Source organism: Leptolyngbya subtilissima AS-A7, assembly GCF_039962255.1.
GTDB lineage: Bacteria > Cyanobacteriota > Cyanobacteriia > Phormidesmidales > Phormidesmidaceae > Nodosilinea.
In genome coordinates this window covers 137541-158804 of the sequence record NZ_JAMPKY010000009.1, presented here as the reverse complement: position 1 = coordinate 158804, position 21264 = coordinate 137541, and the positions used below count along the sequence as shown (strand labels likewise).

At 56.7% G+C, this 21264-nt stretch carries 20 protein-coding genes; 8 read left to right on the top strand and 12 right to left on the bottom strand.

Translation table 11 applies throughout. From position 1 onward, the window contains the following. Nucleotides 1-312: 312 nt before the first annotated feature. The gene (locus NC979_RS19240; protein ID WP_190516620.1) at nt 313-3147 is read left to right on the top strand and encodes an nSTAND1 domain-containing NTPase; all 2835 of its coding nucleotides are present in this window, start codon (nt 313-315) and stop codon (nt 3145-3147) included. 58 nt (nt 3148-3205) lie between these two features. Then, nucleotides 3206-5971, top strand: coding sequence for an AAA family ATPase (locus NC979_RS19235; protein ID WP_190516617.1), 2766 nt, complete (start codon nt 3206-3208; stop codon nt 5969-5971). Between the two features lie 141 nt (nt 5972-6112). Here the strand turns inward: NC979_RS19235 and NC979_RS19230 are convergent, their stop codons facing one another. Continuing rightward, nucleotides 6113-6343 carry a photosystem II protein, Psb35-related gene (locus NC979_RS19230; protein ID WP_190516615.1) on the bottom strand — a complete coding sequence of 77 codons (231 nt, stop codon included), beginning with the start codon at nt 6341-6343 and terminating at the stop codon, nt 6113-6115. A 428-nt stretch (nt 6344-6771) separates the two neighbouring features. Between NC979_RS19230 and NC979_RS19225 the strand changes: the two genes are divergently transcribed. Next, nucleotides 6772-7332, top strand: a complete 561-nt coding sequence (locus tag NC979_RS19225; RefSeq protein ID WP_190516612.1) for a pentapeptide repeat-containing protein — start codon at nt 6772-6774, stop codon at nt 7330-7332. An 86-nt stretch (nt 7333-7418) separates the two neighbouring features. On the opposite strand, the gene NC979_RS19220 is transcribed toward NC979_RS19225, so the two are convergent. Then, nucleotides 7419-8285 carry an MlaE family lipid ABC transporter permease subunit gene (locus NC979_RS19220; protein ID WP_242023917.1) on the bottom strand — a complete coding sequence of 289 codons (867 nt, stop codon included), beginning with the start codon at nt 8283-8285 and terminating at the stop codon, nt 7419-7421. Nucleotides 8286-8866: 581 nt separating this feature from the next. Between NC979_RS19220 and NC979_RS19215 the strand changes: the two genes are divergently transcribed. The 5 genes from NC979_RS19215 to NC979_RS19195 all read left to right on the top strand — a co-directional run bounded on the left by NC979_RS19215 (nt 8867) and on the right by NC979_RS19195 (nt 14631). Then, nucleotides 8867-9886: a hypothetical protein gene (locus NC979_RS19215; protein WP_190516610.1), complete on the top strand. Its 1020-nt coding sequence runs from the start codon at nt 8867-8869 to the stop codon at nt 9884-9886. A 45-nt stretch (nt 9887-9931) separates the two neighbouring features. Beyond that, the gene (locus NC979_RS19210; protein ID WP_242023916.1) at nt 9932-10345 is read left to right on the top strand and encodes a hypothetical protein; all 414 of its coding nucleotides are present in this window, start codon (nt 9932-9934) and stop codon (nt 10343-10345) included. A gap of 172 nt (nt 10346-10517) precedes the next feature. Continuing rightward, entirely contained in the window at nt 10518-10916 is a 399-nt protein-coding gene (locus NC979_RS19205) for a hypothetical protein (protein ID WP_242023915.1), read from the top strand. Nucleotides 10917-10990: 74 nt separating this feature from the next. Continuing rightward, nucleotides 10991-13042 (top strand): hypothetical protein, encoded by a 2052-nt coding sequence (locus tag NC979_RS19200; RefSeq protein ID WP_190516608.1) that lies wholly within the window; start codon nt 10991-10993, stop codon nt 13040-13042. 389 nt (nt 13043-13431) lie between these two features. Further along, on the top strand, nt 13432-14631 hold the full coding sequence (locus NC979_RS19195; protein WP_190516605.1) for a hypothetical protein: 1200 nt from the start codon (nt 13432-13434) through the stop codon (nt 14629-14631). Between the two features lie 162 nt (nt 14632-14793). Here the strand turns inward: NC979_RS19195 and NC979_RS19190 are convergent, their stop codons facing one another. The 10 genes from NC979_RS19190 to NC979_RS19145 form a co-directional block, all read right to left on the bottom strand. Then, nucleotides 14794-15318, bottom strand: coding sequence for a PAM68 family protein (locus NC979_RS19190; protein ID WP_190516602.1), 525 nt, complete (start codon nt 15316-15318; stop codon nt 14794-14796). 188 nt (nt 15319-15506) lie between these two features. Further along, complete coding sequence (gene rpsO, locus NC979_RS19185; protein WP_190516600.1) at nt 15507-15776, bottom strand: 30S ribosomal protein S15; 270 nt, start codon at nt 15774-15776, stop codon at nt 15507-15509. A gap of 92 nt (nt 15777-15868) precedes the next feature. Further along, the gene (ruvA, locus tag NC979_RS19180; protein ID WP_190516598.1) at nt 15869-16495 is read right to left on the bottom strand and encodes a Holliday junction branch migration protein RuvA; all 627 of its coding nucleotides are present in this window, start codon (nt 16493-16495) and stop codon (nt 15869-15871) included. After that, nucleotides 16492-17316, bottom strand: a complete 825-nt coding sequence (locus NC979_RS19175) for a hypothetical protein (protein WP_242023914.1) — start codon at nt 17314-17316, stop codon at nt 16492-16494. Before NC979_RS19175 ends, ruvA begins: the two co-directional genes overlap by 4 nt. Continuing rightward, entirely contained in the window at nt 17226-17777 is a 552-nt protein-coding gene (gene coaD, locus NC979_RS19170; protein WP_190516595.1) for a pantetheine-phosphate adenylyltransferase, read from the bottom strand. The genes NC979_RS19175 and coaD overlap by 91 nt, the downstream gene beginning before the upstream one ends. A 77-nt stretch (nt 17778-17854) precedes the next feature. Further along, the gene (locus tag NC979_RS19165; RefSeq protein ID WP_190516593.1) at nt 17855-18373 is read right to left on the bottom strand and encodes a GNAT family N-acetyltransferase; all 519 of its coding nucleotides are present in this window, start codon (nt 18371-18373) and stop codon (nt 17855-17857) included. Nucleotides 18374-18382: 9 nt separating this feature from the next. Further along, a complete protein-coding gene (locus NC979_RS19160) occupies nt 18383-18973 on the bottom strand; it encodes a MiaE family protein (protein ID WP_190516590.1) in 591 nt (196 codons plus the stop codon). A gap of 42 nt (nt 18974-19015) precedes the next feature. Further along, nucleotides 19016-19477: a type II 3-dehydroquinate dehydratase gene (aroQ, locus tag NC979_RS19155; protein ID WP_190516587.1), complete on the bottom strand. Its 462-nt coding sequence runs from the start codon at nt 19475-19477 to the stop codon at nt 19016-19018. Nucleotides 19478-19634: 157 nt separating this feature from the next. Then, the gene (locus NC979_RS19150) at nt 19635-19766 is read right to left on the bottom strand and encodes a hypothetical protein (RefSeq protein ID WP_255524794.1); all 132 of its coding nucleotides are present in this window, start codon (nt 19764-19766) and stop codon (nt 19635-19637) included. A 127-nt stretch (nt 19767-19893) separates the two neighbouring features. After that, complete coding sequence (locus NC979_RS19145) at nt 19894-21219, bottom strand: competence/damage-inducible protein A (RefSeq protein ID WP_190516929.1); 1326 nt, start codon at nt 21217-21219, stop codon at nt 19894-19896. Between the last annotated feature and the right edge of the window lie 45 nt (nt 21220-21264).

Below are 21264 nucleotides of genomic sequence, written 5' to 3'. Positions count from 1 at the left end.
TGTTGCGATTAAACCTATAAGGCGCTCAAAAATCGAATGTTTACGCAGATCTACGGATTGATTTATTCCTAAAAAAGTTTGCTCCTTCAATATTTCTCGTAGGGGTGAAACCCCTCTTAAAGGATTTTGGCCTCTTAGATAAACTTAACCTATTGAGGCGTGAGCACTCAGTTTGAGAGCTAGTTTTCTACAGTTCTCGATTAGCTGGGTCACTGAAAATCTCACCTGAAGTAATGGCTAAAGTTTTTATGTTCCCCTTTCTATTTACTAGTCAGTCAAATTTAGAGAACGCCAAAACAGGGTGCGAGGAAAATGTCAAGGGATGCGCTTGTTGTCGGGATCAATGCCTATCAGCACCTGCCGGTTTTGCAGGCACCAGCCCACGATGCTGAGTCAGTGGCCCGCTGCTTAGAAAGCTTCGCTGAATGCCGCGTAGTCAGGCTTCCAGAGGCCATCACCCATCAAAAGCCGGAGATTAGTCAGCGAGGCGGTGTGACCACAGCGCTACTTGAAGAAGCGCTCATCAAACTATTTAAGCCAGCCGGCAAAACCATTCCTCAAACCGCCATTTTTTATTATTCTGGCCACGGTTTACAACGCCAGGCCGGCATTCAAGAAGGCTATTTAGCAACTAGCGATGCCAACCCGGCCGCAGGGCATTACGGGCTGTCGCTGCACTGGCTGCGGCGACTGTTGCAAGAGAGCCCAGTGCGTCAACGAGTCATTCTGCTCGACTGCTGCAACAGCGGCGAGTTTTTTAACATGCTAGAGGCCGATCCGGGTGCCCGAGCCGGCACCGATCGCCTCTTTATGGCAGCGGCCCGCGAGTATGAAGCCGCCTACGAATCTCTCAACAGCAACCACAGCGTCTTCACCCAGGCGCTACTGTCAGGCCTCAACCCCTACAAAATCAAGGGAGGCATTGTTAACGGCCACTCCCTCACGGACACGGTTAACCGAGAACTCAAGGGCGAGCTACAGCAGCCTCTGTTTGAAAGCTCTGGCAGCGAGATTGTGCTGACTCGAGTGTCAGGCATGGTTGCCCCGGCCGGAGATACGCCGCCCCCACTGCTGGAGAGACTGCAAAAGCTCCGCTATGGATTTTGCCCCTTTCCGGGAATTGCCCCCTTCGAGGCTGCCCATAGCGAATTCTTCTTTGGTCGTGACGAAATCACGCAAACCCTAGTCGAGCAAGTGCAGTCGTCTCGGCTGTGTGTGGTCACAGGGGCATCAGGCATTGGCAAGACCTCGCTATTGCGGGCCGGGCTGCTGCCCCGCCTAGCTAAAAGCGAAGGCACCACCGCCTGGACGCTGCGCTACTTGGCCCTGGGGTCTTCGCCCCTCACCAGTCTGGCAGACGCCTTTGTTGACCCCGGTGCTACGGGCTTGCATCGGGCAGAACAGCTACGTCGGGCCGAATCGTTTTTGCAGCAGGGAGCAGAGGGATTTTGCCAGCTGATCCAAGCCCTGATGGGGGAACAAGGGCCAGAAGCCCGCCTGGTACTCGCTGTTGATCAGATAGAAGCACTGCTGACGCCTGGTTCAATCTCCGATCGCGATCGCCACCTGGTGATCGATTGCTTGACAGCAGCAGTGCAAAACGCCCATGTCCCGGTTCACTTAGTGCTGGGTCTACGGGCCCACTACCTTGAGAGCCTAAACGAGTTCCCAGACTTTCAGGCGTTGGTGACGGCCCACAGCCTGGCCATACCGGCCATGACCTACAACCAGCTCAAAGCCACCATTGTCGGCCCGCTCGAAAAGGTGGGGCTAAGCTATGACGCCAACCTGGTCTACACGCTACTGCTCGACATTGTCAGTGCCCCTGCCGACTTAGCGCTGCTTCAGCTGGTTCTGAAAGAGCTGTGGCTGCGGCGAGAAAGCACCCCCACCCTCTCCAAGCCGCCGCATTTGACCCTAGCCGCCTACGCGAAAATCGGGGGCATTCGTCACTTGCTTAACCAGCGGGCTAACGAGCTGTACGAGAGCCTTACGGCTCCTGAGCAAGCCGTTGCCCAGCGCATATTTCTGAGCCTTTGTGACCTAGGCGATGGCGCCATGGTGACTCGCCGTTCAGTGTCTTTGCCTGAGCTGGTCACCGAGGCCATGCCCGAGCCCACCGTGATCGCTGTACTAGACAAGCTCATAGCAGCCCGGCTGGTAGTTGCCCAAACCCAGTCACAGTTCCCCAGGTGCAATATCGCGGCCCATTCGGTGCCCGGATGGGCACCGGCGGATCCTGACGGTAGTCTGTTCACCATTACGGGTGAGCTGTTGAATTCTCAGCCAGCCACCACCAGCATTCCCTGTTTTGACATTGCCCATGAGGCATTGATTCGCAACTGGCCGCTACTGCAAGAATGTTTGCAAATCCAGGGGCCACGGGTCAGGCAGCAGCGAACCATTGAGGGTGCAGCCCAAGAATGGCAACAGCAGGAGCAGCCTAACCATCCCGACTATTTCTTGAGCAAAACTCGCCTTAACGAGGCAAAAGCTTTTCAGCAGACTCACCCCGAGCAGCTCTCGGTGCTGGCTAACCGTTATTTGGAGGCCTGCGATCGCTACACCAAGCGCTGCGGCCGTCAGCGTCACCTGGTTCGACTGCTGATTCCGCTGAGCATGGCCACTGGCATGTTGACGGCCTACGGCCACAGCTACCTCAGCCAGCCAGCGACTGGGTTTAGCCTGGCGAAGGAGCCTGGGGTCAGCGCGGTTACTCCTTCCTTCAACCTTGCCGACCCGCCAACCCCTACCGACGCAGACATTCCCACTCATTTGGGTTCGCCCCAGACAGGAGTAGTGCGCACCAACATGCTGCCGTTAGGGTCGCCCCTGCCCAGCCCACCGCCTCAAGAGCATCGGGCGGCCGCACCGCAGCTGCAGGCAGCCCTGGCCAAGACGGCCCAAAAATTGAAGCCGCTCCCTCGTACCAATGATTCAGAGGCAGCTCAGGCCACCCTTGCTACCTCAGCCGCCGCTAGCGAAAGCAGCAGTCTGCCTCCAGCCAACCAGGTAGTCAAGCTTGAGGCCTGGTGGGTTTCGCCCGACGACCCATCGGTGATGATTCAAATTTGGTGTACGCGCACCCAGGCAGAACCGGTGTGTTTTACCTCCACCGCCGCCCGCAGCCAACCGGGGCAGCCCTAGCCCCAGCAAAGAAAGCTATCCTAGTCTTCGTGGCTAAAGCGATGGAACGGGGCAAGCAATGCAAATTTTGTCGGTGGCGCTGCAAAACTTCAAGACCCACCGCGATCGCTACTTTGAGTTTCAACCGGGCACCAATGCCATCTGCGGCGAAAATGGCGCGGGCAAGACCAGCATTTTAGAGGCGATCGCCTGGGTGCTTTTCAATTACCAGGGCGACTACGGCAAAGACGATCTGATTCGCAACGGCAGCGGCAGTGCTCAGGTTACGGTGGCGTTTACCTCCAATTACGACGGCCGCACGTACCATGCTCAGCGCTGTACCCAGCGGGGCTACGCTCTATTTGACCCTCAGCTTAATGAGCGGCTGCCCTACACCCGCATCAAAGATGAGGTGCTTCCCTGGCTGCGCCAACACCTCGGGTTAGGCCCCACCACCAACCTAGCTCAGCTGTTTGCCCGCACCTTGGGGGTGCCCCAAGGCACCTTCACTGCCGACTTTTTACAGCCTGCTGAACAGCGCAAAGCGGTGTTCGATGCCATTCTCAAGGTTGAAGACTACAAGCTGGCCTTTAAGCAGATGAACGCCCTGCGCCGCTACGCCGAGGACCAGGCGGAGGCCACTAAGCGAGAAATTGCCCAATACGAGGAAGCGCTCACCCTTTGGGATGACCTGCACCAGCGACAGCAACACCTGACCAACGCAATTGGGATCAGCAAACAGCGTCTAAAGGCTTTGCAGACTATACTCGCTACTCTGCAAACCCAGCGGGACGCGCTCAAGGCCCAAGCTCAGGCGGTGCAAACCTTGGCTACTCAGCGCCAGGGGCTGGTGCATCAGTTTGAGGTCAAGCAGACCGCATTAGTCCGGCTTCAGCAGTCGGTGCAGCAGGCTGAGCAGGCGATCGCCCTGTGTCAAACCCATCAGCAGGCCTTCAAAGGCTATCAAGCAGCGGAGCAGGCGTTGGAGGCACTAGGTCAGGCCCAGCAGCAGCGCCAGCACTTGCAGATCGAATACCAAACGCTGCAAACTGCCCAGAGCAAAGCCCAGGTTGAGCTAGCTCGGTGGCAAACCCAGCTCGAATCGTTTGCGGCGACAGAGCGGGAGCTAGCCCAGCTAGGGCCCCAGATAGCTACCCAGACTCAGCTTGAGGCCCAGCGCCAAGACCTGGTGCAGCAGCTAGAGCAGGGTCAGCGGTGGCAGATCCAACAGCAGCAGTACCAAGCGGAGCTGAAGCAGCTCGACCAGCAGCGGCAACAAGCAATCCAATCTCGCGATCGCCTGCTAGCTCTACAGCCTCAGGTCGAGGCCATTGCTGCCCTCGAAGACCAGCGCGATCGCCTCCAGCAGCAGCTCAGCCGCTTGGCCGCTGCCCGCCAGTTTGAAGCGGAAATTAATGCTCTGGTGGCAGACAGCCGCCGCCAGGGTCAAGTCCAGCAGTCTGAGATTGAAGCAGTGCTAAGGGATTTAGCGGTGTTAGCTGAGAGCCTGCCGTTGCTCTCAGGCCCAACCCTTGACCGTCTAGAGCAGTCACTCCAGGGAGCTACCAAGCTGCACGGATCATTGCTGTCAGCCCTAGACGCCATTCTCAGCGACCTAGCAGATCAAACCGACGAGGCCGCCCTCAAGACCACGCTGCACACGCTAGAAAACAACCTCAAACAGCGCTATGGCTGGCGAGCCGAGTTAGCGCAGCTGGGTGGCATCGCCGTTCAGCTAGAGCACATTCAGCAGGCCCAGGCTGAGTTGATTGCGCAGGGAGAAATCCTCACCCAGCAGCTGGCGCAGCATACCCAGGTACAGACCACCTTAGAAAAGCTGGAGCGAGAGCTTGAGACCCTGGGGCGACCGCGCGAAAAAAGCCAGATTCTCGGACGCACTCTGCAAGACAAAGCCCGGGTGGAGCAGGCCGCCACTGCCCAAGCCACCGCCCTAGAGGCGCTAGACCAACAGCTCAAAGCGCTGACTAGTCAGCTAGAGCCCTTCGCTGACCTAGACCAGCGCCTGGCTCAGGTGCAGCGCGATCGCGCCCAACATCAAACAGGCTACAGGCTATACCTACAAAACCAACCGCTGGCTGACCAGCACAGCCGGCTGGAGGCCGAACTCGCTGAGGCCGAGGCCGACCTTGCCAAGGCGTTGCAGCAGCAGCAGGATGCTGAGCAGGCCTACCAATCTGCCCTAGCGGAGTTCAACCCCGAGGCTGCTGCCACGTTAGAAACCACCTACAGCACGACCAAATCTGAATCTGACCAGCTGGCGGGGAGCTTGCCCCAGCAGCGTCAGCGACTGACCGACATCGACCAGCAAATTGCCGGGCTTGAGGCGATCGCCCAGCGTCGCGACAGCGCCAAGCAGCGGCTCCAGGCACAGGAAAAGGCTAGACGCTTTATCAATTTTGCCCGTAAGGCCTATAACGAAGCGGGGCCACGCATTACTGAGCAATATCTGCGCAGCGTTTCCCAGCAGGCCGATCGCCTATTTCGCGATCTGCTCAACCGCCCCAACGTAGCTCTGCAATGGACCAGAGACTACGAAATTGTCGTACAGGATGGGCCTAACCAGCGGCGGTTTATCAATCTATCGGGGGGCGAGCAGATGTGTGCAGCTCTGGCGGTGCGCCTAGCTCTACTCAAAGTGCTGGCCGATGCCGACATTGCCTTCTTCGACGAACCCACTACTAACATGGACCGCCCCCGCCGCCAGGGGTTAGCCGAAGCGATCGGCCGCATCAAAACCTTTGAGCAGCTGTTTGTGATCAGCCACGATGACACGTTTGAGCAGGTTACCGAAAACGTGATTGTGGTAGAGCGGGAGGCCAGCTAATCCTCTTTAGAAAAGCGATGCTGCTCGCTAGACCCAACGTTAGCAGCAACAAAAAGCCGCCCCCGGATTGGAGACGGCTCTAGAGGTAGGAGTCCTACAGGAAACAACTGCTGCTGGCAGATGGGAATCAGCAGCTAGCTATTACTTAGAAATCACGCTGCTCGAAAAGGCATCACCGCTGTAGGCGGGTACGCGATCGCCAAAATCAGTGGACTGGCCAGTCACAGACAGAGCCAGTTGATCAAAGGAATCAGAACGCCAGTTGCGCTCGTGGATTGGCTTAGTTTGCTCACCTCGGAAATAAGCTTGGGTGCCAATCAGTGCAGCAGCGACCCAGCCAATGACGAAAAGAGAAATCAATAGGGCAATCATAAATAAACCTCCAGTGCGGGATGGTGACAGTCGCAAAACGCGCCGCTCACCTAACTCAGCGATGCAATTGATGCCGATGCATTGCGCTTATGTAAATTAATATAAATCAAATGTAACAAAATGTCAAATTAGATTGCAGATAACGGCTGCAAATGGTAGCAGTCTTGACCAAGCGGTGAAGCCAGTGCTCATCGCTCCCCTGACCCTCGCAAAGCTGTCCCCGAAGAAGCTCTAGGAGGACACAAATATTAAAAGGTCCCTTGGTTATATGCTCTGCAAAAGCGTCTAGGATGAGATCCACGGTAAATGCGTCAACATCCCTCACCGCAAGGGTTTGAGCGATCGATGAGACGCACGGGTCATTTGCATTGCCCAGACGATTGCTTGTCTGCGATCGCTCAATCTAGCCTGCTCTACACGGCCTTCCCATGCATTCCTACACGCGCTACTCTCTTGATCTACTCACCCAAAATTACAGCCGTGGGCAGCTCAAGTTTCACCATTTAGATCTGCGGAACGTATCGCTGGAGGGCATGAAGCTGCCCTTCGTTGAATTTATTGACTGCAACCTCTCGGGCCTGAATCTATCGGGGGCCTTTATGCCGGGAGGCGTGTTTACCCACAGCCTCCTACGCAAAAGCAAACTCAACTGGGCCAACCTCATCGGCAGCGACTTCTTTCGGGCCGATTTATCTGGCGCTCACCTCAACCGCGCTCTGCTTTCGGGAGCCAAGCTGACCGGCATCAATCTTCAGGGTGCTGTTCTCAAAGAAGCCGTGCTCAGTGGCAGTGACCTGCGCGGCGCCAACCTCAAACGGGCCTGTCTGCGGGGCGCTAACCTCAGCCACGCCAACCTTCAAGGAGCCGATCTGCGCGAAGCTGACCTGACCAACACTGACCTCGACGGGGCCAACCTGATCGGGGCCATGATGCCTGACCACACCTACATAGACTTTAACTTTGACATGCTGCCAGCCGGGGCAGAATAGCACCCCAGCAGGTTTGACTGACGGTCGTCGCTACAGGACTGCGGTTTTGGCAAGGGAGCCTGAGGCGACTACTAGCTAGCAATAACTTAGTGCAGCGCCACCCCAGCACCGCCGAACAACACCAGCGACAAAAAGAAGTCGACCATAAACAGCCCCACCCAGGTGGTAACCACCGCTGAAGTCGCAGCTCGACCGACCGACCGGCTACAGGTGGTCGTCAACCCCCAGGTGCAGCCCGCCAAAGCGACGATGGCCCCAAACAAAACCGATTTGATTAAGACAGCAATCAGGTCGTTGAGCACCATCAGCGATCGCACTGAGTCTAAAAACTGTTCCACGGGCATTTCGTAGAACAAAAAGGCCACTCCAGCTCCGCCGACAATTCCCAACACGAGGCCCAGCACCGTGAGCACTGGCAGCATCACGCAACAGGCCACCACCCGAGGCACCACCAGGTAGTCAATGGGGTCTGTGCGCAGCACCTTAAGGGCATCGATCTGGTCGGTCACCTTCATGCAGCCGATTTCAGCCGCGTAGGCTGTGCCCACCTGCCCGGCCATAATCGCCGCCGTCAAGATGGGGGCCAGTTCTCGACAGAAGGCCATAGCAAAGGCCCCACCCAGGGCGTGCATTGCTCCAAAGCGCTCCAGCTCGCGCGCGGTTTGCACGGTAAAAATCATGCCAGCAAAAACATTTGTCAACAGCACTGGCGTTAGGGTGAATGGCCCTGCCGCAACCATTTGCTCTAAGGTCCGCTGGCCATTGACTCGGCCACGCAGAATGCGCATGAGCACCTGTCCGCCCAAAAAGCAGGCCATCACAATGTGATAAGGGCAAGATTTCGCCCGCACGGTCACTGCCGGTCGGGGTTCAGGCCGGGAGACACAGCCGGAGTTGGTCAACTCTGGGAGGGCAAAGGAACGCCGCAGGGCTTTGTCGTAGGCCTTAACCATGGCAACAACTCGTAGGGTAGATGGGCAGAGGCAAATTTCCAAGCTCAGAGTGCCCTAATAGGGCAGTTCTGTGGAGCTGTACTGCAATGGCAGCGACGACAAAGATGCCTCTACTCAAGCGTGAAATCAGGCCTGAATCAGGCTAATGCCGCGCCCCAAGCCAGCGCAGCCAATATTGGCCAAGGCCAAGCACTAAAGGCAATTGTGATAAATCGTCACCCAAGTGTCCCCAATTTACAGAGCCTGACTGGGTTACCGACGTTTCTTCCGACAATTTTCACAATTTTGGCTGCTTTTTGAAGCGAAACCCGTTCTTAAGGGGATGCCCGGCACTGCCGCTTCAAACCATATCAACGCTTACCTACTGCCAACGCTCCTAGCCCAGCTTCTCTAGAAACCAAAAATATAGTACATTTTTTAGTACGCGTCTCGAAAAGACATGGTACACTTGTACCAAATTCTTTCGGGACTGCCCCTTGGCTGGGTGATTGTCGGTCATAAGCGATCGCTCTACACCGACCAGCTTGAGTTGATGGGCAGAGTTAATGGTTTTTGGCTGCTCCTCACACGGTTACCAGACAATGGATTTTCAAAGCATTCAAACCAAACTCACCAACACAGTCAACGCCCTGAGCCAAAACGATGCCCCCGTACAGGTTGACTGGGCCAGTGAACCATCGCTGCCAAGCACAGTGGCGCGAGGGCCTCAGGCTGTCCCTGGAGGGCCATCGCGCCCCAGCGTAGATTTTTCTACGGCTATTAATGCTCTGCAATGGCGCTCTGAACAGGCAGGGGGAGCCGATCTAGCGGCCAGCTTACCCGCTGGATCAGCGCCTGCAGAAGTCTACCTCAAACGCCTGAACGCTATAGCGCACAAGATTAACCAGCTATCGTCAGAGCAGGAACGAGCGATCGCAGAAATGCAGCTGATCCGGGCTCGCCTGACCCGCACTCATCCCATTACCAACACTCAAGGGCAGCCTATAGCGCCTCCCTCCCTCGACGTCGATCGGGCAGTTTTAGCGTCGGCAGAGATGGATAGCCAAGGCAACATCGTATTGGCTTACCGTACCGTTAGCCCCACCCCATCCCCCGGGCCTCGGGCCCATCCTATTGCAGCCGAGGTCAACCAGCTGGCTGGCCATTTGCGCACCACCTACGGTCCTGCTAAACGTCGGGGGCGAGGCCAGTGGAGTGCCCTAGCTTCTGACTTGGTCGCCCTGGGTCAAGAGCCCTCTGAGCTGGTTGCTCGCCTGAGTCGCACCGTATGGGATATCGGGTTAGCGATCGCTCGCTTTGTAGCCCCTCAGCAGGCCAGGCTCCCGATTGCGTCTAGTGCTCCCCTGGGGCAGCCGCGGCGAGGAGCGTCTCTTTCTGTGGTTGACGGGGTGCTGTGGTTGGGGGGTGGAGTCATTGGTCGACTGGCTTTGAATCTGCTACTGGCCGCCTTTCCAGCGCTTTGGTCAGTAGCAGTAGCAGCAATTACCGCGATCACAGCCTATGCCCTCTACCGAGCCACTCTGGCCCCCAAACTAGCTTTTGGCCCAGCCATTCGGGTGTTTTTGCTGGTTTTAGGACTAGTTGTGGGCGGCCGACTTTAGCGCGAGGTTGGCTCTATTCTTCACTGAGTTTTAAGGAGGCAGCTGATGGTTCCAATGCATCCCCAGAAAGAGAAAATCACTTTGGCAAATGCCAAGCCCTTTATCGCAGGGGCCATTGTGTTAGCCATCGGGTTACTGGCCATCGACGGTCAGAGGCTGGGCGGCTGGTTGCAGGCGGCTGGTACCCAGAGCGTTGAGGGATGCGAAAAGATTGTGCAGAGCACTGCCCAGTTGAGTCGTGAGCAGCTCGCTCAGCTGCTGGTCGTGCCCGAACGTGACCCGAAAGAGAATGTGCGCAAGATTGTTGCCGAGCCCTACTGTAGCCTGCCTCAGCTCCAGGTACGCTCTGGGGTGGTTTCAGAGCGCGAAGCATACCCCATGGCGTGGGATCCGACCGTTCAGCTAGTAATTCTGTACGAAAATGACGAGTACGCTGGCTACCGCTTTCGGTTTCAATAGTGCCCTGCTGAGCGGCCAATTTGGCTGGAGACCCTTAGGCCCCTGGGCAAGAGGTCGGTTTTCTCAGCCCTGGCGCTCAGGCAAACTACCCCTTGGACTCGGCCGACTGGCCCTAGGTCTAGGATTGGGCCTGCTGCTGCTTGGCCTAGGTGGTTGCGGCAGGCTGACGCCGATGGTGCCACGTCAGATTGTGCTGAAGCAGGCTTGGGAGATCGAATCAGGCGATCGCGTAGCTGGGCAATTAGTAACCGGCAGCCTGGGAGATATTTCGATCCGGCTGCAGGGTGCTCGGCTGCGCGCTCCCTTTACGGGCCAGGTAGAACTAGCAGCTAAGGGGTTTAACTGTATTTACTTTTCGAGCCCAGAGGTACCGGCCTACCTGTTTCGCTACTGCGGTGTGAGCCGCCCCCATTTGGGACCCATTGAAGCCGGAGACGTGATGGGGCGCGGGCGCTACATTCACTTTGCCACTCTGCGACGGCAGCCCGATGGCTCCTGGGCTATGGTCGAGCCCTCCGATCGCGTGCTGGAGCGATCGCTCAATCGACCACCGCCACGCTTACCGTTCTAAGCCCAGCCGCGCTGTTTTAGAACTCCAATCAACTCCCTTAAGCCTGCTCCCGGCAATTTAACCCCCTTCTGCCCATGAAGCTACATCTCACTCTCCTAGCCGCTAGTGCTCTGCTGGCACTGCTTTGTCCGACTGCGGTGCAGGCCGACGACGGCATTCTTAGCTTTGAGCTCTCGCCGCCTCAGTGGGTAGAGCCGCCGGTTGCCGATGCCGTCGCACCTGCGGTAGACAACGCCAACCAGCCCCTGCCCATTCCGGCCCAGGCAGCCAATCCACCAATGCGTTACCACTCCCCTCAGCAGCTGCCGGCGGGGGTATATCGGCGCGGGGTAGCCGTAGGGCTAAATGAGAGCACATCGGCCACTGCCCTGCTGCCACCGGCTCCACCGCTGTCTATGGCGCCAGTGATGGTGGCCGCAGCTCCTGAACCAGTCGCCCCAGAACCCAAGGTTGAACCACCAAAGGAAACGCAGCGGCTAGCCCTCGATTTTGGGTTAGAACCCTCGGCGGCGGTGGTTATGGCCCAGGCAAAATTGTCTGAGCCTAAAGCCATTCCCAACCCATTGTTAGGTCTATTTGAAGGCAACTCAGATTCTCTAGTGGCCAGGGCAGTGGGCAGCGCTGAGGGCACCCGCACCCCTAACGGTGCGATCAATCCTGCCTATTTTGGCCACACCGACCCCGGCAACCGCGTGTGGAACATGGGCACGTTTTCCTACCAGCACGGGGCTCAAACTCCCGAAGAAGCCGACCAAAAACAGCTGGCCCGACTTCAAAATCAAGGGGATGTGCTGCGCCAAAGAGCCCTCAAGCACGGCCTGAACCTTACCCTTGAGGAAACCCTCAACGGGCTGGACCTGGCTAATCAATCGCCCCTAGCCGCCATCGGGCGGGTAGGTTACGTTGAGCGTCTCGCTGAGGCTAAGGCGAATGGATACGAGGGTTCTGAGGCCATTTTGGTGGCTCGCACCCGTTCCTATATCAACCCCAACACCGGGCGCTGGAATGCCCCTGGGTTGGGCAACACCGAAGCCGGCATTCGCCGTGACCAGCAGCGCCGAGCTAATGCCGTAGCCCAGGCGATCGCCGCCTATGAGACCCAAAATCCTGACCTCCATCCCCAGACCTGGGTGCTAACCCCCGCCCCCGAGCCTGAAACCCTGGTGGCTCTAGATAGCTCTGAGGCGGAGCCGGTGGATGAGGTACTGCAAATGTGGACTTCTCCCAGTGACCCCGTTGCCCAGATTGAACCGACCAACGAGGCGATCGCCGCTGCACCAAACCCAGCTGAGGTCAGTGACACCGATCCACTAGCAGCGCTATGGCAGGTCACCGTCGAACGCTTCTCTCAAGCGGCGTTCCCATCGGGAACTGGCACCTCGCCGCAGACAGCCTCCCTTGCTAACGCCCTGTTTAACCGGGGCAATGGTTCTGCTACCACAACCGCCGTCTCAGACAACGACGAGGCAACAGCCCCACCGCCAGCATCGGTTGCCAGTAGCGATAGTGCACCTTCTGTCGATGAGGCATCACCGACCCCGATACCAGCAGAGGCTACTGACAGTGGAGTTCAAAAGCCTGGAACAGAATTAATGCCGTCTGCTGCTGCACCCCCAGCAGAGACGGGAGCAGAGCCAGCTGCGATCGCCCCTCCATCCTGGGCCGATGTAAGAGAAGGTAGCCAATCCGTTGTTCCAATCACTACTACATCCCCTGTACCTGGGGCATTCCCCGACAGCACGATTTATATGCCTCAGGCTACCGTTGCAGAACCCGATGCGCAGCCAGCTATAGCACCTCAGGAAGGTTTCGCATCTCCAGCGACCGAGGTTACCGCCAATCCAGAGGCCGAACCGCCCGAGGCCTCGGACGCCCTAAATACCTCAGAAGCGCCTTTAGTTGTTCCAGAGGCGGAACCGGAGGCCGCTGTCCCCGCTGACGCGGCGAGCACTCCTGAGCCAGAAAAGCCCTTGGAGTTCGAGCAGGTCAGCTCAGACGACCTGTCGCTGGGGACTTCTCTTACGAATGTCGAGCCTTTAGAACCAGAGGCGATCGCCCTACCAGATGCAGAGCCAAGCCAAGTCATTACCCCAGACGCTGCACGGGAAGGCGCCTTAGCTCAGTAGTCCCCTGAGTATCTCGAGTTGATCTACAGCAGCAGAGCCTAGGTATAGAGAGAACACCATCAGCATTGCCTGGGTTGCTGACAGAAAGTCGTCGACCGAAAGACGCGACGCCGCAAGAATTGCGATCGCGAGCAAAGCAGCCAACTTTCAGTGGTTAACCAACAACAGCACTGACCACAACACTGGAACAGTCCTTTCTAGTAATGTTTTAAGCCTTGTAAATGTCCTTTTCGTTATTGCCAATTCTCCAAAACCTGGGCAACTGACTGCAAATCCAGCAAAATAGTAAAGTCTCTCATAAAGATTAATGGGCTGATCTTAAGAATCTACCTTCGCGTCTTGCCCCACGCCTAGCATAGGGAAATCCTGATCGTTAACTTGCCAGGCCCATGCCGGAGCCCGACACTCACTCTCCATCCAACGACCTTTCTGCCCTTGACGTGCAAAGCGGCAGCGCGGCTATTGATAGCCGCCTCAATGTGGACCAAATGCTCTCTCTAATCGACAGCATTTTGCCCTTTGAGGCCTGTCTCTACCACGAGATCATTCCTCTCTCTGTGGAGTCGAGTTGCCTGCACCTCGGCATGGTCAACCCGTCGGACACCGTTGCTACGGAATATGCCCGCAAGCAAGTCTCCTTCATTCACTGCTCTGTAGTGTCGTGGCCCGTGGCCTCCGACTGGCAGCGCAAAATGCTCTCCAAGTATCTAAGTCACGCATCTCGGCAAAAGGCTAAGCCCCAGCCGCAAGATGAGGCAGTGCCCCAGCCACAAAACCAGGTCGATGAGTTTCTCACGTTTATTGTTGACAGCCCAGAAGATCTGAGAAGCGATCGCCCAGCTCCAGTTGTTGACAGCTCAAAAGAATTGCAGAGCGATCGCCCGGCTCCTGACCTGCCGCCGCCGCCCTCTACTCCAACTCCGCCCCAACCTCAACCTCCAGGAATTGAGCTAGAGTCTCAACCCCTAGCCCTCGTGCTTGACCCAATTCTTAGCCAGGTTCCGCTCAACCAGCTACATCGCTTACCGCCCCCCAAACTCACCCAGGCGCTGCTTTATCAGGTGCTAACCGAGGGCATTGGACGTCTCTATCTAGAACGGCGAGCCGCCCATGGCCAAGTGCTTTGGAGCAGAGACGGCGTGGTTCAAGCCGCCCTAAAAAACCTGAGCCTCGACCAGGTTCAAAGCGTCATCAACGAACTCAAGCGGCTAACGCATTTGCCCCTGCTACCAACTGCCCAACCCAAACAGGCTGACATTGAGCGGCTGTACAAAGGCGAACGCGTGTTGCTGCGCCTGCGTCTGATGTCCGGTGCCCACGGCGAAGAAGCTACCCTTCAAGTCCTACGGGGGGCCGCTCTCAAGTTTTATCAGCAGCAACAAATTAAACAGATGGGAGAGGATGCCCTTGGGGTTGCTCAAACCCTGCAAAAACGTATTTTTGAGATTCGTCACCGAGCTCGCCAGTCGCTGACGATTGAGCCTCCTTCGGCGCGGACGCTGGAAGCCCTAAGTCAGCTACTCAAAATGATGGAAGAGCAGATTGAGCAGATTATGAAGTCGTCTACTGAGCCAGACAGTGAGACATAGCCCTGTCAAAAAGTCAGGAGCTATGGCAAAAATACAACGCAAAGAACGAAAACCGTAGGCAATATCGGGAGTGCCAGCCCTGGCATTCTGGACAGTCTTCACTAATGGCTTAGCGGCTACATTGCCGAACCTTAGGAGCCAAGTGGATATCCAGTCTTGGCCCTAGCGCTCTGACTTGGCACCCCAGGCACCAGTTACGCGGCCAAAGTTAACTCGAAACTCGTCTAAGCCCAACCAGGTGCCGGGGCGTTCTTCATCCCAAGATGCTGACAGCACACCATAAGTAAGGCCTACTACCCCCAGGCCAAAGCAGCCCAAAGTCACTAGCAGCACAAAGTAAGAGGGCAACTCTACTACCTGATTTGCTACCAGATAGTAGCTAACGAAAAAGGTCAGTATTCCCAGCCCTGTAGGGACGCCGGAGAAGGCCAACATGCGGCGCAGCATGCGATCGCTCACTACCTGAGGAATAGCGGTTGTTGCACTGTTCGACCGCTTAGCTTCAGCTGGCTTTTTGCTAGCAACAACTGGCTTAGCCGCAGCAGTCTTATTCACGGCAGCTGGCTTTTTGGCTAATTTCTTTGTAGGGGCTGGCTTAGCAGCCTTTGGTGACTCATCGGCAGGCTTGCTACCACTCTTACCACCTGGCTCAAAGGGCAGCCGCTTTCGGGAAGACTCAGAGGCCATAGAGCGCTACACGGACTACAACAAGCGACAGGAATAAATGGGCGTTGGGCTAGCGGTGCTAGCCCAACGTTCTTACCTAAAGGCAAAGATCGAATAACGCGATCGCAGTACCCAACTCAGGTTACCTACCAGAGAACCTTGCTGAGTTCAACTCAACCCACCCAGCTAATTTGGCTTTAGCGGAAAACCTAACCGCGAATACCAAGCTTTTGAATCAGCGCCCGATAGCGCTCGGAGTCTTGCTTTTGCAGGTAGGCCATGAGGCGCTTGCGGTGACCAATCATTTTGAGCAGGCCACGGCGAGACGAGTAGTCTTTTTTGTTCTTTTGCAGGTGGGCGCTCAGCTGATTGATGCGTTCGGTGAGCATAGCAATCTGCAGATCGGCGGAGCCGGTGTCAGTTTCGTGCACCTGATAGTCGGAAATAAGTTCCTGCTTACGCGCTTGCAACAGAGTCATGGGACAGACAACTTCTCTAGAAGAATAATTTTGAGCCAGGATTTTTCACTATAGCATAGGGGCTACTGCACCCATCTGGTCTCAGCAGCGGATTACTGACTGAGCCATGCGATCGCCTCGCGCACCCAACTCTCTGGATCCGCCGTCTTTTGCAAAGCAGAGCTACGCCCTACCGCTTGAAGCGCCTTGAGAATCTCGCTCTGGCTATAGCCCAGGGCGCTAAGCGTGGCTTCAACTTCCTCGTAGAGGGTTGGTATCGGTCCAGCATCGGGCACCAAGCCCACCCCCGACTGAGTTTGCCAGTCTTGCAGCTTGGTTTTAAGCTCTAGCACCAGACGTTCGGCGGTTTTGTTGCCCACCCCTGGGGTACGCGATAGCAGGCGGGTGTTACCGCTAACTACAGCCTGGGTTAGCTCGGCCTCGCCTAAGGTGTCGATTAGGGCCAGAGCCATCTGAGGACCAATGCCGCTGACGCTAATGAGCAGCCGAAACAAGTCGCGCTCTTGGCGCTGACCAAAGCCAAACAGTACCGCCTGGTCTTCGCGAAAGTAGAGGTGGCTAAAGAGCTGCACCACTTCCCCTAGGGGTGGCAGCTGCGATAGCTGGCGGGCGGGCACCTGCATGTCGTAGCCCACCTGATTGACATCTAAGGTAACGATAATTTTGTGGTTACCAGGCTTTTGCACATCGGCCAGCACCCCCTTGAGATAGCTGATCATGCCGAGGGGTCAGGCTTTTGCGGTGGACGAGGGCGATGTGAGGGGCGATCGCTCCCAGCATCGGCGCGGAGGTCCGATGGCATCGCACTGGGCGACGAACCCTTACCGGATTTGGGGCGCTGGGCTGGAGTTGGCACTGATGTTTCTTTCGGTGGCTGAAGGTGACTGCGCCCGTTCTGAATGATGCGCAACATCTGCGAGAGCTGCTGCTCTACGCTGGAGAGAACCTGGTCAGCGTAGCCGTCGGCCTCCTGCTGAATCATGTCTTGCTCGTCTAGGGCCTTTTGGCGCAGGGACTCCCACTCACGCTGGGCTTGAATCTGCATTTGCTCAATGTCACCCATCACCTGGGTACGCAAGCTGTCGCAATCTTGCTGGGCTTGGGCTTTGAGCTGTTGGGCCATTTGCTCAGCCTGGCGCACAATGCCAAGTTCATCGAGTATTTGGGCCGCCTGCTGCTCAGCAGCGGCGATCAGTTCTTGGGCGTAGCGCTCAGATTCAGCAAGCAGGCTGTTGCGCTGCTGCAAAATTTGCACCGCTTGGCGAAAGGCCGGCGGCAGGTTGAGGCGAATAGCGTCGAGTTGGTCAAGCAGCTGATCCTCATCGACCAGGGTACGACCACTAAAAGGCACCCGGGGACTAGCCAAAATCAGCTCTTCGAGCTTATTCAGCTCCTGTTGAATGTCGATGTCGCCGGGGTTGGGCAGGCCCGAGTTTGTTTCCGTCGCCTCTACAGACAATCCATTGGTTTGGGCACCGACACTGCGGGACTGGGCGGTGCGGGGCTGAGCGTTGAGGCGGGAGGGTTCTGGGCGTAGCATTGGTAAATGTCTCGCGCTACATGGTGGGGAACAAGGTGGTCGATGGGGCCGCCAAAGCGGGCAATTTCTTTGACCAGGCTGCTGCTAAGAAAGCTGTACTCTGTAGAGGTTGACAGAAAAAGAGTCTCAATATCATCGGCCAGGGTCTTATTAGTATGCGCCATTTGCAGCTCTTTTTCGAAATCGGAGAGCACTCGCAACCCCCGCAGCAACACCTGGGCATGGCGCTGCCTTGCATAGTTGATGGTGAGACCATCGTAATGGTCGATGTCAATATTGTTGAGATGCCTCACCGATCGCTCGATTTGCTGAATCCGCTTGTCGGTAGAAAACATGGGCACCTTGTTGGGGTTGCTAGACACCAACACAATCACCCGCTCAAACAATCGACTGCCGCGGGTAATGATGTCTAAATGGCCCAAGGTAATGGGGTCAAAACTGCCGGGATAGATGGCAATCAAAACGGCTTAGCCAGTATTCCAGGATTAATGTGGCGATTATAGCTAATTTCTAGCCATTAAGGCTCAGACCCACGCTTCTATAGGACGGGATGGTTAGCCGGAGAGGGCAGGCGCTTACGGTAGACGCGATCGCATCGAGCTGTTTCCACCCCACTAGCCGCTTCATAACCACTGGCTTCGTACAGCATGACCGCTTCCTTTAGCACCGAGGCCGTTTCTAGCCAAATATCGGTAAAGCCGCGCTGCTGAATAGCAGATTCTAATGTGCTGAGCAGGTAACGTCCTAGCCCTTGGCCGCGCGCCTGAGGCAGCAGGTACATCTTTCGCAGCTCCACGGCACCATCCCCACGCTGGGTAGGACGATAGCCAGCAGTGCCAACCATCACACCGTCAAGCTCTACTACCCAGAATTCGCCGCCCGTCTTCCAGTAGCAGTCTTCGACTTCTAGGGCATCGCGATCGCTATCGGTTGGTTCACAGGTGAGGCGATATTCCTGCAGCACCTCGCTAATGATGGCAACGGCGGCGGCGCGATCGCTCGGCTGCCAGCTGCGAATTAGATAAGGACCAAAGGTGCTGCGGTGTTCTAGCGGCATCGAACTTCTCTAGCTATGAATGCGGGGTTGAGAATGCAGGCTGGCTAAAATTTCGCTTTCGGCGGCGGCCAATTCAGCTAGCCGCGCTTCTACCTCGGCACGGGGAAAGCGCCCAGTAGCCAGCACCCAGTAGGCCCCGTAGTGGCGAGCCTCCGAAGCCATGAGACTGCGGTAAAACTGGGCTAGTTCGGGGTCAGGGCAGTGCTGGCCCAGCAAGCCTAACCGCTCGTGGCTGCGGGCTTCAATCAGAGCCGACACCAGCAGCACGTCGAGCTGACGATGGGGTTCTTCGGAGCGTACCTGCTGACGCAGAGCGGCTCCATAGGGGGGTGGCGGCAAGGGGCCAAAGGCAACATGGCGACGCTCTAGCCACTGGTTGACTTGGGCAAAGTGGGCCAGTTCTTCCTGGGCGATCGCAGTTAGCGCTTTCACTAACTCAGCATCCGACGGATAGCGGTTGATCAGGCTCATGGCCACCCCCGCCGCCTTGCGCTCGCACTGGGCGTGGTCGAGCAAAATCACATCCAGATTGGCCAGAGCTTGCTCAACCCACGCTTGAGAAGTTGGCGTCTCCAAAAATTTAATCGTGGCATTGGCCATGCAACCTCGGGGAGGGTTCAGCGCTGATCTCAGTCTAAACCACTAAGAATCTGCGGGCACTTGATGCCGGTCTTTGAGGTGTTTCACCAGCGCGTGCAGGCCCAGACGATAGCTATCAGCCCCAAAGCCGCAGATTTGACCCACAGCCACCGCAGCAATATATGAATGATGGCGAAAGGCCTCGCGCTGGTGAATGTTGCTGAGATGCACCTCGACAGTGGGAAGGCCAACGGCTGCGATCGCATCTCGAAGGGCCACGCTAGTGTGGGTGTAAGCCCCAGGATTGATTAAGATGCCGTCTTTTTGACCAAAGGCAGCCTGAATGCAGTCCACAAGCGCCCCTTCGCTGTTGGACTGAAAGAAATCTAAAGAAACACCTAGGGTAGTCGCTTCAGCCTCTAGGGATGCTTCGATGGTAGCGAGGGTTTGCCGACCATAGATCTCGGGTTCTCGCAAGCCCAGCATGTTGAGATTGGGGCCATGAACAACTTGAACCCTTAGCAATGCTCGTTGCCCTTTGGATTAATGTTTACGCTAGCAATACCATTTGCTTGCTCATTCTCCATACGAGCACAGCGCTCTAAGTCACAAGTGCTGCACTCAAGAATGATATCAAGCGACAACATCGCTAGACTCTAGTCAAAATCTTTTAAGAGCACCCCTAACGGCGGGGTTCTTCTACCGGAATAGGAATCAAGTCAGGTTCTGCCTGATGCTCAGGGCCAAATAGAGCTTCAATTACTCTATCGACCCAGTCGCTCAGCTTTTCGAGAGCCTTTTCGATGTAGTCCATTAGGGCAAACTCCTTACTGGCACATGCCACCCTGGTTGCTCTTACCTAAAACCAGCTCTAGGCCAGATGGGGGCTGCATTTATCCATAATTACATAATAGCCATTTGAAGCAAATGATCAACCTACGTTACAGCAGGTTGCGTCGTAGAGCATCTAAGGCAGAGAGAGCACTGAGCTGGCGCACCCAGTCACGTCCCCGATAGCCAGAAAACTCGTGTTTATACGTCAACACCTCGCCCTCGGGAGTAGCTAAACCGATATAAACCAGGCCTACAGGTTTGGTCTCGCTGCCTCCGTCTGGCCCAGCAATGCCAGTAATGCTCAAGGCCCAATCGGTTTGCAGCAGCGCCTTAGCGCCTAGAGCCATCTGCTCCGCCACGATCGCACTCACCGCTCCCTGCTCCTCCAAAACAGCGGCATCCACCTTTAGAAGGTTGACCTTAACCCGGTTATCGTAGGCGATCACGCCGCCATAGAAGTAGGCAGAGCTGCCGGCAACGTCGGTCAAGAGCTGCCCCAGGCCACCGCCCGTACAAGATTCGGCCACCGCTACAGTTTGCTGTCGAGCTAGCAGCAGTTTGCCAACCACCGAGGCCAAAGTATCGTCATCAGCACCGTAGTAGTCAGCGCCGACTAGCTCCCGAATACCCGCTTCAACCGGCTCAATCTTGGCCAGGGCCGCAGCGGTGGAGTCGGCCCGCGCGCTAATGCGCAGCTTGGCTTCGCCTTTGCTGGCGTAGGGGGCCACCGTCGGGTTGCCTTGGCTGAGGTAAGCAGCAACCTGCTCCGCTAGAGCCGATTCACTAATGCCCCAAAACCGCAGCATGCGGCTGACGATGGTGGTGGTCACCCAACCCTGGGCACGCAGATAGGGTACAGCGGTCTCTTTCCACATCGCTTGCATTTCTCGCGGCACGCCGGGAAAGGTCATTAGAGTTAGGCCAGGCCGGGGCGACCAGATGATGCCGGGGGCAGTGCCCTGGGGGTTGGGTAGCACCATGGCCCCCTCGGGTAACAGCGCCTGCTTGCGGTTATTGGGGGGCATAGTTCGGCCCCGGGCGGTAAATTTCGTCTCAATATCTGCTAGCAGGTCAGGGTGTTCAACCAAAGGGGCACCAAACAGGTCAGCCAGCGTCTCTATGGTGAGGTCATCGGGGGTAGGGCCCAGACCTCCCGTGAAAAGCAGGAGCTGCGATTCCATACCCGAAGGTTTCGCAAACCGCTCGGCCGCGGTAGTCACCGCCTGCTGAATGCGGGCTGGGTTGTCACCCACAACGGTTTGGTAGTAGTGGGCAATGCCTAGACTGGCCAGCTCTTTAGCCAAAAACTGAGCATTGCCATTGAGAATATCCCCCAGCAGTAGCTCAGTGCCCACGCAGATAATCTCTGCACTTCTGGTGCCAGAGGGCAACTTGTCGGTCTCGGAGGGCTGAAATGCTGGGCTTGGGGTCATAAAACGTCCTAGGGGCGAAATGGGCCGGGGATGGGATGGCTGAGG